At 73.9% G+C, this 12,667-nt stretch carries 9 protein-coding genes and 1 pseudogene; 3 read left to right on the top strand and 7 right to left on the bottom strand.

Translation table 11 applies throughout. The annotated features are described in order from the left end of the window. Positions 1–63 precede the first annotated feature (63 nt). Both ACFY93_RS27070 and ACFY93_RS27065 read left to right on the top strand, forming a co-directional pair. Positions 64–1,710: a SpoIIE family protein phosphatase gene (locus ACFY93_RS27070; RefSeq protein WP_391363712.1), complete on the top strand. Its 1,647-nt coding sequence runs from the start codon at positions 64–66 to the stop codon at positions 1,708–1,710. A gap of 32 nt (positions 1,711–1,742) precedes the next feature. Next, positions 1,743–2,093 carry a 5-carboxymethyl-2-hydroxymuconate Delta-isomerase gene (locus tag ACFY93_RS27065; RefSeq protein ID WP_391363711.1) on the top strand — a complete coding sequence of 117 codons (351 nt, stop codon included), beginning with the start codon at positions 1,743–1,745 and terminating at the stop codon, positions 2,091–2,093. 37 nt (positions 2,094–2,130) lie between these two features. Here the strand turns inward: ACFY93_RS27065 and ACFY93_RS27060 are convergent, their stop codons facing one another. From ACFY93_RS27060 to ACFY93_RS27045, 4 genes are all read right to left on the bottom strand, one after another. Continuing rightward, entirely contained in the window at positions 2,131–2,892 is a 762-nt protein-coding gene (locus ACFY93_RS27060; RefSeq protein WP_391363709.1) for a TetR family transcriptional regulator, read from the bottom strand. 40 nt (positions 2,893–2,932) lie between these two features. Beyond that, entirely contained in the window at positions 2,933–4,879 is a 1,947-nt protein-coding gene (locus ACFY93_RS27055; protein ID WP_391363707.1) for a hypothetical protein, read from the bottom strand. A 111-nt stretch (positions 4,880–4,990) separates the two neighbouring features. Beyond that, a complete protein-coding gene (locus ACFY93_RS27050; RefSeq protein WP_391363705.1) occupies positions 4,991–5,530 on the bottom strand; it encodes a tetratricopeptide repeat protein in 540 nt (179 codons plus the stop codon). 49 nt (positions 5,531–5,579) lie between these two features. After that, positions 5,580–8,690, bottom strand: coding sequence for an alpha-N-acetylglucosaminidase TIM-barrel domain-containing protein (locus ACFY93_RS27045; protein ID WP_391363703.1), 3,111 nt, complete (start codon positions 8,688–8,690; stop codon positions 5,580–5,582). A gap of 112 nt (positions 8,691–8,802) precedes the next feature. Here ACFY93_RS27045 and ACFY93_RS27040 point away from each other — a divergent pair, with 112 nt between their 5' ends. Beyond that, the gene (locus ACFY93_RS27040; RefSeq protein ID WP_391363701.1) at positions 8,803–9,255 is read left to right on the top strand and encodes a hypothetical protein; all 453 of its coding nucleotides are present in this window, start codon (positions 8,803–8,805) and stop codon (positions 9,253–9,255) included. A 120-nt stretch (positions 9,256–9,375) separates the two neighbouring features. Here ACFY93_RS27040 and ACFY93_RS27035 read toward each other — a convergent pair whose 3' ends face one another. The 3 genes and pseudogenes from ACFY93_RS27035 to ACFY93_RS27025 form a co-directional block, all read right to left on the bottom strand. Beyond that, positions 9,376–10,902, bottom strand: a complete 1,527-nt coding sequence (locus ACFY93_RS27035) for a DUF1996 domain-containing protein (protein ID WP_391363699.1) — start codon at positions 10,900–10,902, stop codon at positions 9,376–9,378. Positions 10,903–11,116: 214 nt separating this feature from the next. Next, a complete protein-coding gene (locus tag ACFY93_RS27030; protein WP_391363697.1) occupies positions 11,117–11,770 on the bottom strand; it encodes a response regulator in 654 nt (217 codons plus the stop codon). Between the two features lie 209 nt (positions 11,771–11,979). After that, positions 11,980–12,594: pseudogene (locus tag ACFY93_RS27025) on the bottom strand (sensor domain-containing protein); the annotation flags it as partial. Between the last annotated feature and the right edge of the window lie 73 nt (positions 12,595–12,667).

Genomic DNA, 12,667 nt, shown 5'->3' with positions numbered 1-12,667 from the left:
AAGTTGGTGGGGCAGACCGTGATCCGCGGTCTGCCCCACTTCTGTGCACCGGAGGGCTGTCGGATGGACGGCGACCACCGGCGGGCGGAGGCCACCGTGATGGTGGTCGACGACACGGAGGCCGGCCGGCACGCGATGATCGCCGTGCTCCGCCGCGCCGGCCACCACGACGTCCCCGCCGCCGACGCCGACGAGGCACTGGCGGAACTGGACGTCCGCACGCGCGCGGGCACCCTCCCCGACGTGGTGCTCGCCGCCGCCGGACTGCCCGGCACGAACGGCTTCGAACTGTGCCGCAGGATCAAGGCGCTGCCGGGCGCGGGCGCCGTGTCCGTCGTCCTGTTCTCCGCCGCCGACGACTCCCGCGACCGCCGGCACGCTCTGGACGCCGGTGCCGACACCTGCCTCGCGGTGCCCGCCGAGCCCGGGGAGATCCGGGCGGTGGTCGCCGCGGCGGCACGCGGCGCCAGGGCCCGCACGGGCACCGAGGCGCTCGTACAGCGGCTGACCCTGCTGTCCGAGACCATCGTCTCCGTGCAGACGGCGCGCCGCCTGGGGCAGCTCGCCGACTCCGCGGCCGAGGGCACCTCCCGGCTCACCGGCGTCCCCGCCGCCGTCTTCGTGCTCGGCACCGACGGCGACCTGTACTGCGGGACGTCCCGGCAGCTGCCCCGCGCCGCGCTCCTCGACCCGGACACCAGACAGAGCGTCGCCCGGCTGGTCCGGCAGCTCATGGCCGGGCACACCGGGGCGCGCAGCAGCGTCGTGCCCGCACCGCTGTGGCCGCACGGCGTGTTCGGCTCCGACGCGCACGACGACGTGCGGCTCGTCCTGGCCCGGGCGCAGGCGGGCAAGTCCACGGTGTGCCTTGCGACGCCCCTCGGCCCCGGCCACCGGCCGGAGCCGGAGACCGAGGCGCTGGTCGCCCGGCTCGCCCAGGCCACCTCCCTGGCCGCGGAACCCCTCTTCATGTACCAGGCGGAGCGCCATGTCGCGCTGACCCTGCAGCACAGCTTCCTGCCCCAGCCCCACCGGCTGCCCGAACTGCCCGGCGCCGACGTCGTCGTCCGCTACGTACCCGCCTCCCGGCAGACGGAGATCGGCGGCGACTTCTACGCGGCCCTGCCCACCTCGGAGGGCATCCTCACCGCGGTCGGCGACGTGGTCGGACACTCGCTGGAGGCGGCGACCGTCATGGTCGAGATCCGGCACGCCCTGCGCGCCTACTGCATCGAGGACGGCGACCCCGCCGTACTGGCCCGGCGGCTCGACCGGATGCTGCGCCACTACCACCCCGACGTCACGGCCACGGTCTGTCTGGTCCTCGTCGAGCCGGCCACCGGACGCACCCGGATCGCCAACGCCGGCCACATCCCGCCGCTCGTCGTCCGGGACGGGGGCAGCGCCGAGTACGTGAAGGTGACGGGGCCGCTGCTCGGCGTGGGGCTCGACCACCCGCCGCCCACGGAGATCGCGCTCGACCCCGCCGACCGGCTGCTGCTGGTGACCGACGGGCTCATAGAGACGCGGGGCACGGACCTCGCGGTCTCCATGGAGCGGCTGCGCGTCGCCGCCGCGGACGCCCCCGCCGGCACGGCGGCCCTCTGCGACACGCTCCTCGACTGCTTCGGACACGAGGGGGAGGACGACATCGCCCTGCTGGCCCTGCGGCTGACGGACGACCTGACCCCCGGTGGCGAAGCCCCTTAGGGTGATCAGGACTTCACCGAACAGGAGTGCTCATGCCGCAGATCACCGTCGACTTCTCCGCGCCGCTCGACGACGCCTTCGACCGGCGGGGTTTCGCCCTCGCGCTGCACGACCAGGTGGTGGAGATCGCCGCCGCCGGGATCGGGGCGTGCAAGACGCGCTTCCGCCGCACCGAGGACCCCGTCGTCGGCCACGAGGCGGGCGGACATGCCATCGTGCACATCGCGTTCGACCTGCTGCCCGGCCGGACGGACGAGACCAAGGCGAGACTGACCGAGACCGCGCTGGAACTGCTGCGGACCCATCTGAAGCCGGTCGAGGGCGTGACCGTGCACGGCTCCGCTGAGGTACGTGACCTCGACGCGTCCTACCGCAAGTTCTGACGCGGGTGCGGGATCCGGCCGGCCGGGGGCGCGCGGGCTACGGGAGCAGTGACGTTCCTGCGCCGGGCGTTCCCGCGGCGGGCGTTCCCGCGGCGGGCGGCCCGGCCGGGGGCGAGGCCAGGGCGAACAGCTTGCCGACGAGGTCCGTGAAGGGCCCCCCGGCGGGCTCGTCCCGCAGCATGTGCCGCAGCAGCGCGCCCATCTCCTCGTCGTTCGCCGCGCTGACCGCCGCCAGCGCCGCGAAGTCGTGCACCAGCTGCGCCTCCAGCTCGGCGCGCGGGATCCGCCGCCCGTCCAGCCAGATCAGCGCCGTCGACTCGGCGAGCGAGATCCACGAGCGGATCACCAACTCCAGGCGGGCGGGCGGCTCCTCGACCCGGAGATGCGCGAGCATCTCGACGTACGCGGCCTGCCGCACCGCGTCGATCATCGCGTTGGTCGTCGAGGAACCCACCGCGGGACCGCCGCGCATCAGCGCGGAGAAACCCGGCCCGTGCTCGTCGACGAAGTCGAAGTACCGGTGCATGACCCGGACCAGACGCGCTCCGAGCGGCCCCTCGTGCGGTTCCTTGAAGCGGCTCGCGAGATCGTCCGCCGCGCGCTGCAACGCGGCCTCGTAGAGACTGATTTTGCCCGGGAAGTAGTGGTAGACCAGCGGGCGCGAGATACCCGCGGCCGACGCTATCTCGTCGATGGAGACCTCGTCGGGCGAACGGCGGCTGAACAGGTCGAGGGCGACACCGATCAGCTGCTGCCGGCGCTCCTCGACACCCATCCTGCGGCGTACCCCGGTTGTCATACGAACACCTTACCGATCGGATCCGGCCGCGAGAGGGTCCTCAGTCGCGCCGTCCCAGCCCGTCCACCCGGGTCCCGTCCGTCAGGGCGCCCTTCAGCCGCGCCCGCGCGCCCTGCTTGGTCCGTACGGCCAGGAGACCGCCCCGGGCCGTCCCCTCGGCCCCGCCCGTCGCGCCGATCGACGCCGTGTCCTTGTCGCCCGCCGCGAGCAGGTACCAGCCACCCGCCTGTGACTTCCACAGCACGCCCGCGAGGACGTGCGGATCGCGCGCACCGCACGCGGGGGAGTTCTCGGCCTTCGCGGCGACCGCCCCGTACGGCTGTCCGGGCGTGTGGAACTGGGCGAGCACGCGCGGCCCGCCGCCGCGCCAGGTGTCCGCGCGGGTGCACACCCAGTCGGCGGTGCCGCTCGCGTCGGGCAGGGGCTGCCGCGCGAACCGCCAGGCGTTCACCGACCGCACACCCTGGGTGCGCACGGCGGCCAGCGAGCAGGCGAGCGGCGACCAGATCCCGCTCCCGGCGTCGCCGGCCGCCTCCCGGGGGCGCCCGGGCCGTCCCGCGGTGAGGTGCGCGGGGACCAGCTCGCCCAGGTCGGTCATCAGCCGCCGGGTGCCGGTGTGGTCGGTCAGCTCCAGCACGTTCCACGAGCGGCAGGCCCCGGCCCGCTCCACCGGGCCGGCCAGCGGATCGGCGACGCCGTCCGCGGTGACCGCGAGGCCCACCGGCGGGGACGACGGCTTCAGCAGATCCCGCTCGGCGGCCTCGCGCACCCAGGGCGCCGTCAGATAGCGGACGTCGCCGTCGGCCCGGTCCAGGACCACGGCGCCCGACTCGGCGCCGCTCGCACCGTCGACGCGCGCGAAGTCCAGGGCGGCGCCGCCCGTCCCGTCCTCCGGCTCGGCGTAGCGGACGATGCGCAGACCGTCGTGGAACAGCACCACGCGCGCGCCGTCGACCTCGCCCGCGTACAGCAGCTGCGGCGGGCCCGGGGGTGCGCCGGACGCGGTGCCGGGCGTCGCCGACACCCGCACCGACTCGCCGGGCCGCGCCCACACCGCGAGCGCGCGGCGCAGCAGTGGCCTGTTTCCGGCCAGGTTCCCGCGCGCGGGCCACACGGAGAAGTCGGTGCGCGCGGACGAACGCCACGCGGTCGCCGGGACCTTCGTCAGCCTGCCCGGGTCGAGCGCGGCCTCGGCCGCCGGGTTGCGCGCGTACGGCGGTGTGGCGGCGCCGTCCGGGGCCCAGCCGTCCCCGGGCACGACGAGCAGCGCGCCGCAGACGACGGCGGCCGCGGCGGCGGCCAGCGCGGCCCGCGTGTGCTGTCTGCGCCGCATCAGGTCGGTGGGCCGGGCGTGCAGCGAACAGGGGTCGAACTCGGGGGAGGAGAGCAGGTCGCCCCGCACGGGCACACCGGCGGCCTCCGCGAGCGCGGCCGCCGCGTCCCGGACACCCGCCGCCTCCAGCGCCGCGCGCACGTCCGCATCGGACAGCTTCTCCAGGCCGCGCAGCACACAGGCGGCGCGGGCCGGACCGGACAGCGCGGACAGCCGCTGGTCCAGCGCCAGTTCGTCGGCGCCTCCCGAGCGGGGGAAGAGCCTGAGACCCCACACCCGGGGGAGCAGCACGGGCAGCTGGGAGCGCTTGGGCCAGGCCGCGCGCCGCAGCGGCAGGCCCGCCTCCAGGGCGGTGCGCAGGACCCGCAGGCGTACGTAGGCGTAGCCGGGGTCGGTGGCACGGCCGCCGGCGGTCTGCTGGGCGGGAACGGCCGGGGCGTCGCCGGACGGTGTGCGGCCCCGGGGCAGCGCGCGCTGGGTGAGCGCGTGCGCGGTCAGGACGCGCCGGTTGCGGCCGAGGCTCGGCGGCAGCACCAGATAGGCGAGCCGGACGAGCCTCGGGTAGTGCTCGACGAGCGCGGCCTCGGCCTGTTCCAGCGAGGCCGTGGGCGGTGAATCCGGACCGGGGCGCGGGGCGACATCCTGTGACTGCACGTTCAGCAGAACGAGCGAACCGCCGTACGGTCACCCCGTCGCCCGTCAAGGGGAGCCCTGCGAACGGGAGTTGACCGCCCCGGCCGCCCGACCCGGGCCGCCTCCGCCCGCCTAGACCCGGCCGCCTCCGCCCGCCTGCCCCGGCTGCTCCGGTTCGACCAGCAGCCGGGCGTAGTTGGCCATGGAGCGCTGGTAGCGGGGGAGGTGCGGGGCGAGCGCCCCGATGACGAGGGCGAGCCCCTCGCGCTCGCGGCCCAGGTCGGCCAGGCACAGGGCGAGACAGGCGCGGACGGCGTCGGACAACTCGTCCGGCGGGAGCACGAGTTCGGGTGTGAGCAGGGCGACGCCCTGCTCGGCCTGCCCGGTGTTGCGCAGCGAGCTGGCCAGCTGGATCGCGGTGCGCCGGCGGCGGTAGCCGTCGAGCCCGCGTGCCAGAGCCTCCCGGTACAGCGGCACCGCCCGGTCCGAGTGGCCCGTCGAGTCCCAGGCGCAGGCCTGCTCGAAGAACCCCACGGGGCTGTCCGCGGGCAGTTCGGCGACGAGCGCGTCGATCACCGCCCGGAACGCGGCCGCGTCCTCCTCCGCGTAGTCGTCGAAACCGGCCCAGGCGGCCGCCACCCGCTCTTCCCACTCTGCCCAGTCGTTGTCCACGAGCCCCACCTTCGCACAGGTGTGCTCGTGAAGGCCCGCGCCCGCGCTCCTACGCCAGCCGGCAGCCGCTGAACTCGACCGTGCCGCGCGCCCCGCCACCGCCGTTCGCGGCGCTCATGAACAGGCCTACGTCCTGGACGTCCGCCGCGCCCGGCACCGGCACCGTCGCCACCGTCCGCCAGGTCGCCCCGTCGTCCGTGGAGCAGGCGCCGGTGAAGGAGCCGCCGGACCGGGTGAGCCGCAGCAGCACCGGCGCCTTGACGCCGGTGATCCGCTTGTACGTGTCGAGGGTGCCGTCGCCGTTCGTGTCGTACGAGAGCACGACGCCGTTGGCCGGGGTCACCGCCAGGTCGAGGAAGCCGGGCGAGCCGGGCGTGGCCAGGCTGTCGCGGGCGATGATCCCGGCACGCGCCCAGGGACCGGTGGCCGCCTGGGCGTCCACCCGGACGGTCACCGACACACCGTCCGTCAGCGCGCCCTCGCGGTGCAGGCAGCCGAACTCCGCCGTGCCCTTCCACAGGTCGGCGCCCGCCCCGTCGATGGCGAACCGGTCGTCCAGCTGTCCGAAGACGGCCGTGTTGTTCGTGTACGCCGCCCAGCCCTCCGCGAGCGGCCCCGCCTCGAACAGCGTGCCGCTCGACTCGCCGCGCACCCGCTCCTCGCCCCGCGGCCCGTACCGCGCGGTCAGCGTGTACGGCAGAGGCCGCAGCGGGCGGTCCAGCGGTTCCCGGGGCGCGCTCGCCCGCCAGCGGACGGTGCCCGAGCCCCCGGCCGCGACGCGCGGCAGCGAGGCCGCTGTCTCGGGCTCGGCGTCGATGCCGGTGAGCTCGAAATCGACGCGGCCGGTGTCCCGCAGGCCGTTGACGTTGGTGAAGACGGCCTCCACGCGCGCGTGCCCGCCCGGCGGGAAGGCGGCCGGAACGGCGCTGACCGCGAGGGAGCCCTGGTAGGGGGCCCGCGCCAGCGTGTCGCGGACCCGCGCGGCCGTCCGGTACGCGTCGCCCACCGGTCGCAGCGGATAGTCCTTCCGCTCCCGGGTCCACGGCTCCTCGAACGCGAACCAGTCGACGTCCGCGGGCGCGGTGCCGGTGGCGAGCGCGTCCTCCAGGGCGTCGAGCCACTTCTGCCAGCGCGGCACGTAGAAGTCGGCCATCAGGCCGTGCCACTCGCGGTTGCCGTACTCGTGCAGCTTGCCCGGATCGGAGGTGGCCCGCCCGCCCCAGACGGTCACGAGCGTCTTCGCGGTCCGCTCGAACTCGGCCCGCTCGGCGTCGTTCGTGGCCGTCCGCCGCGCGTCCTCGATCCACGGGCCCAGCAGGAACGCCGGATGCGTGCCGGTGACGTCGTCGGACAGCCGCATCAGCCGCAGCCACAGCGTCGCCAGCGTCCCGAACGTCTCCCGGTCCCCGCGCTCGTAGGCGGCCCGCAGCTGCGGCAGGTACTGGCGGCTGCGGTGCGCCAGCGCCTGCCGGGCCACGTCCACCAGGTCGTACCGGTAGGCCGCGCTGCCCCGCAGGTGCCCGGCGGTGGAGAGCAGCCCCGCCAGCGCCGCGTCGAAACGGCCCGGGTCGTAGGTGAGGGCACGCGGGGCGTACTCGGCGGCGCGGTCCGCGGCGAGGTCGGGCCGGGCGCAGAACAGCGAGTCGTGCGGGTCGCTGCGCTCGGCGGCGTGCTGCTGGTAGGCGGTGTCGTGCAGCGCCCGCCAGGCGGCGCGCGCGTGCCGATCCCGGCCGCCGTAGCGGAACCCGGCGTACGCGGAGAACCACGCGGCCCGGTCGATCCGCCGCTCGGTCCACGCCAGCTCGGAGAACAGCTCGAAGGCGGCCGGGTCCCGGTCGGTGGCCTCGGGCAGGTAGGCGGTCCCGGCGAGCGCGCTGTCCGGCTTGTCCCGCCAGGCGAAGAACTTGTCGTTCCAGATGTGCGCGCGGGCGCCGATCGTGGTGCGTCCGCCGAAGTTGGGGATCGTGCCGAACGCGTACGGGGTGCCGCCCCAGTCCTTCTCCCGGTCGGTGACGCTCGTGTAGCGGTCGGAGACGCCGTCGACGATCAGCATCCGCTTCCGGTCGATCGCGTCGAGGAGCTCGGGCAGCGGGTTGGCCTCCCAGCCGAGGATCACCCAGGTCGCGCCCGGACGGGCGGCCTGGAGGGCCTTCTCGACGCCGCGGGCGGCGTCCGGCACGGGCACGTCACCGGCGGTGCCGCCCTCGTGCAGCAGGTCCATCTTGAAGTGGGCGGCCGGCCCGAAGACGTCCTGCTGATGGCCGTAGAAGGCCTCGGCGACCTCCGCGAAGGCCGCCGTGCGGGGATCCAGCCAGTCGGGGCGTCCGAAACCGTGCCAGGTGCCCTGCGGCACGACGTGCGCGTCGCCGCCGTTGCGGTCCACGAACCCCTTGGGCACGTGCCCGTAGTAGCCCGGCAGCACGGGCGCCATGCCCAGCTCCCGCAGCCGGCCGGTGATGCGGCGGCCCAGCGCGGCGCGCTCGGCGATCAGCTCGGCGGAGAGCGGTCCCCCGTAACCGGACAGGTTCTGCAGCAGCCACCACGGCTGGTGCGAGGGCGCCGGCAGCCAGGCCCGCGCCTCGTCGTCCGTGTACCCGAAGTCCTTCAGGACCCGGTGGTAGACGGCCTCCGTGCCCGCGATGACCATGACCTCGTTGCAGCCGTGCAGGGCCAGCAGGTCGATCTGCCGCTCCCAGTACGCCCAGCCGGCGTACGGGGCCGTGTAGCCGTCGTTGGTGTCGTTGAGCGCGAACCGGTGGGGGAGGGCGGTGGATCTCTCCAGGGGACGCGCGGGCGCGGGCAGGCGGCGCGGCAGGTCTCTCTGGTCGCCGTTCCACGCGAGGTGCGCGCCGCACACGTACTTCAGATACCAGTGGACGCCGGTGAGCAGGGTCGCCGGGCTCGTCCCGGACACCTGGACGCGGCCGGTGGAGCCGGTGACGCGGAACCGGTCGCCGGGGCCCTTCACCGGCTCCAGCCGGAACTGGCCGGCGTGATCGGGCAGCAGCCGGTTGAGCGCTGAGCGCGCCGGAGCCGTATCGAAGGCGGGGCCCTCGCCGGGGCTCTCGGCGGCGTGGGCCGGGACCGTCACCCCGAGGGTGGTCCCGAGGCCGATGGCACCGGCCGTGCCCAGCACCGTGCGTCGCGACGGATAGGTCATCTGTGTGCCCCCTGTGTCGACAGGTGCGGCACGCTAACGGGGCGGCCGTCCGTGCTCAACGGTGGAGACGGAGCTGGCGAGTTCGTGTCGCCGCGAGGGACCGGAGGTACGTATGGGACGGACACGCGAGAGGTTCGCGGCCGGCGCGGCGGTGGCCCTGCTGACGCTGACGGGCTGCGGCGCGGGAAGCGACGGCAACGGTGCCACGGCCACGGTGCCGCGGATGGCGACGGGGAGCCTGGAGCACCTGGCCGGTGAGGTGGGCTGCGCCCCGGACATCCAGACGGACGCCGACGAGATCCGGCAGGCCATCTGCGGGAACGAGGACGGCCGGTTCGTCCTCGCGACGTGCGCCACCGACCGCGGTCAGCGCGAGTGGCTCAACGAGGCCAAGGACTACGGCGGTTTCTACCTCGTCGGGCGCAAGTGGGTCGCGGTCGGCGCCTCGAAGGTGGTGACGGCGCTGCGCGGCCGGCTCGGCGGGACCATGGAGGAGGGGACCTCGCACCACTCGGGGAGCAGTGGCGGTGGGGGGCACGAGGCGCACTCCGGTACCGGGGGCTGACCGCGCGGGTTCCGGGGTCCTCCCGCGCGGGGCGGGAGGACCGGGCGGGAATGGACGAGGCGGGAAAGGCGGGGGCCGGCGGTGGGAATCCACCGCCGGCCCCCGCTCACGCTCACCGGGTCACTTGCAGCGCTTGCCGGTGTTGATGCAGTTGACCATCCGGTTCATCAAGTCCTCGTCGAAGACGTTGATGAAGTCGTCGTGGTCGGTGATCGGCTTGTGCAACTGCTCGGGGAATCCGTCGACGGCGTAGGCGTTGGTCACCTGGCCGTTCTCGACGGTCGGCGTCTGCACGTCGTAGACGAGTCGCATCGTCAGCTGAGGAATCGCCTTGAAGCCGTTCGCGCAGTTGCCGCGCGCGTCGGCGAACGCCATGTGCGTACGGTGGTTGGCGCTGTCGATGTTCTGACCGTCCCAGCAGCTCTGGAATTTGAAGGACCGCACCACGTTGCTGCCGTCGGGGCAGATCGGGTACTTGTCCGTCAGCTGCCGGTTCTCGAATCCGGTGCAGCTCCAGTGCGCGTTGGCGTTCCCCGGGCCGTTGACGAAGGCCTTGGCGTCACCGGTGATGATGCGCAGGAACCGCGGCATCGCGACGACCTTGCCGCGGGGGTTGCCGACGAACTTGATCTGGGCCTGCTGGGCCTGGAGGATCTTGCCGACGTTCCCCTCCTTGCCGCCGCCGTCGTTGTTCGCGTCGAAGTCGCTCGACCCGTCCTGCTGGCGCACCACCGGCCAGAAGTACGTGGACTTGTCGCCCTGGTCGGCGCAGGTGGTCTCGGCGGCCGCGAACGTGTCGTTGTTCGCGAAGGCGTCGTTCGACTGGTTGCCCACGTAGTCGTGCAGGTGGTGGGCGCCGTTCGTGACGCCGGGCGCCGCGATCACGTTGTCGGTGTTGAACTTCTTGTTCTCGTTCACACCGCACGAGGTGGTGAACGTGCCGGAGGAACCGCCGCGCCGGGTACGGACCTTCTGGACGTTCGGCTGGACGGTCGTGATGTCGACGAAGTCGTCGGCCACGGGGCCGTTCCCGGCCTGACCGCCGTTGCCCTGGTTCTGGCCGCCGTTGTCCTGACCGCCGTCGTTTTGGCCCTGGTCCTGGCCGCCGTTCTGACCACCGTCCTGGCCGTCGCCGTTCTGACCGTCCTGACCGCCCTGGCCGTCCGTGGGCTGCGGGTCGGCGGGGCGTCCGGTACAGCCGGCCAGACCGTCCAGGTAGCTCGGAGCGGTGCCGCCGACCCGCCTGAAGTCGATCTTGATACGGCCGATCACCGCGGTCCGCTTGTCCTTCAGCGGTCCGAGGATGGAGTTCTGGACGAAGCTCGCGTCCTGGGCCGCGTCCCGGCGCGTCGAGGCGAGCCGGGCGTAGGCCTCGGTGATCTGCTTGTCCAGGGTCGCCAGCTCCCGGGCGACGCCCGAACGCGCCTTCCACGGGACTCTGGTCAGTTTCTGGCCGATGTCGGGGCAGTCGATGGTGGCCACCTGGGCGGCGGCCGCCTTCGTGTTGTTCTGCGCCGAGTCCTCCTCGTGTGCCGAGGCGTAGAAATTGGCCCAGATCAGCCCGCCCCCACCGAGCGCAAGGGCCGCCGATGCGGCTATGGCCCTGTTGGCCAGCGACGAACGGCGTTTTCTTGTGTTGCGTCCCATGGAACTCCTCTGACTTCCTTGCGGGGCAGTGAGGCGCCCGACAGGAGTGAAGCGGCTCCCATGCATACGGACGTGACGCGTGGGGCGTTCACAAACCCCGGAAGAATCCGAGGAGTTGGCAGGACCGATTCCGCGGAAACGGCCTCGGACCGCGCATTCCCGCTGGTGCCGGTCCTGCCTTCCGGCACTTCTTGAATTCCGTTCAGAATCCGGATCAGCGTCCGTGGTCCAGATAGGCGAGCACCGCGAGCACGCGGCGGTTGTCGTCGTCCGAGACCTCGAGTCCGAGTTTCGCGAAGATGTTGGACGTGTGCTTGGCGATCGCCCGCTCCGTGACCACCAGCCCCGCAGCGATCGCCGCGTTCGAGCGCCCCTGGGCCATGAGTTCGAGCACCTCGATCTCGCGCGGCGTCAGCCGTCCCAGGGGCCGGTCGTCGGCCGCGCGCCGCGACAGCAACTGCTGGATCACCTGCGGGTCCATCGCCGTACCCCCCGACGCCACCCTCCGTACGGCGTCGATGAACTGGTCGGCGTCGAACACCCGGTCCTTGAGCAGATAGCCGACCCCGCCCGCGCCGTCGGCCAGCAGTTCCCGCGCGTACAACTGCTCCACGTGCTGGGACAGGACCAGCACCGGCAGCCCGGTCCTGCGGCGGCGGGCCTCCAGCGCGCACTGCAGCCCCTCGTCGGTGTGCGAGGGCGGCAGCCGTACGTCGACGACCGCGACGTCCGGATCCAGCTCGGCCAGTGCCTTGGTGAGTTCGGGACCGCTCTCGACGGCCGCGGCGATCTCGAAGCCGTACGCCTCCAGCATGCGCACCAGCCCGTCGCGCAGCAGGAAGAGGTCTTCGGCCAGCACAACTCGCAAGGGAACTCCAGGTCACCGTGGTGGGGCCGCCCCGAGAGCGCCGACGGCCAGGACACCGTCGAATCTACCCAGTGGGCGGCCCGCCCCGGACCCGGAGCCCGCCATTTCCCCGACCACTCGGCCGGCCGGCCCCTGGGCCCGTCGGCCCGTCGACCTGTCAGCCCGTCAGCCCGTCGGTCTCTCCGGCCGTGCGGCCGACGTCAGTCCGTGCGGCCGGCGCCGAGCACGGAGCGGGTCAGCCGGAAGTGGGCGGCCAGCAGACGCGGGGCGGACGCGCACGCGGCGACGAGGAGGACGGCGCCCAGGGCCGCCGCGCCGAGGGCGGAGGCCTGCCCGGAGACCGGCACGAAGCCGTACCAGTACCCGATGCCGGTGCCGTCCGTGAAGACCCGCCACAGCCCGAGCGCCAGCGCGAACCCGTCGAACGGGTAGAGGAGCAGCGCGGCGGGCAGCAGCGCGGTGACGAAGCCCACGGTCATGTCGACCGGCAGCCAGCCGAGGTCCCGCCAGGTCGCCGGGTCGCCCAGCAGCCGGAAGCAGCGTTCCCACGGGTTGGCGCCGGCCGGGACCGTCCGGTACACGGACCGGACGCGCACCCCGCACCACCGGTCGGCGAGCTCCCGCCGCCGGTCCGCCCACGCCCGCACCCCGGCCAGGACCCAGGGCGTCGTCACGATCCCCACGCCGATCGGCACGAGCGCGATGGACACGGCGGACAGCACGAACAGGACGGCGGACCCGGTGATCGCGACGACGGCGAGGCCCAGGGAACGCGCCCCGGTCACCACGAGCTCCCGCGCCCGTGCCGCCGCCACCGGCCGCACGCCGGCCCCCGGCGCGGCGGACGCCACCGGCGGCACGGGAGGTGCCCCGGTGCGCGGGACCTCGCGCACCCCG

The sequence above is a fragment of the Streptomyces sp. NPDC008313 genome, assembly GCF_042956125.1.
Classification (GTDB): Bacteria; Actinomycetota; Actinomycetes; order Streptomycetales; family Streptomycetaceae; genus Streptomyces.
This window is presented reverse-complemented; position numbering and strand designations above follow the sequence as displayed.

Excerpts from the sequence above, each read along its gene's own strand:
- ACFY93_RS27070 (WP_391363712.1), top strand. The coding sequence starts at position 64 with ATGGACGGCGACCACCGGCGGGCGGAGGCCACCGTGATGGTGGTCGAC.
- ACFY93_RS27065 (WP_391363711.1), top strand. The coding sequence starts at position 1,743 with ATGCCGCAGATCACCGTCGACTTCTCCGCGCCGCTCGACGACGCCTTC.
- ACFY93_RS27060 (WP_391363709.1), bottom strand. The coding sequence starts at position 2,892 with ATGACAACCGGGGTACGCCGCAGGATGGGTGTCGAGGAGCGCCGGCAG.
- ACFY93_RS27045 (WP_391363703.1), bottom strand. The coding sequence starts at position 8,690 with ATGACCTATCCGTCGCGACGCACGGTGCTGGGCACGGCCGGTGCCATC.
- ACFY93_RS27040 (WP_391363701.1), top strand. The coding sequence starts at position 8,803 with ATGGGACGGACACGCGAGAGGTTCGCGGCCGGCGCGGCGGTGGCCCTG.
- ACFY93_RS27035 (WP_391363699.1), bottom strand. The coding sequence starts at position 10,902 with ATGGGACGCAACACAAGAAAACGCCGTTCGTCGCTGGCCAACAGGGCC.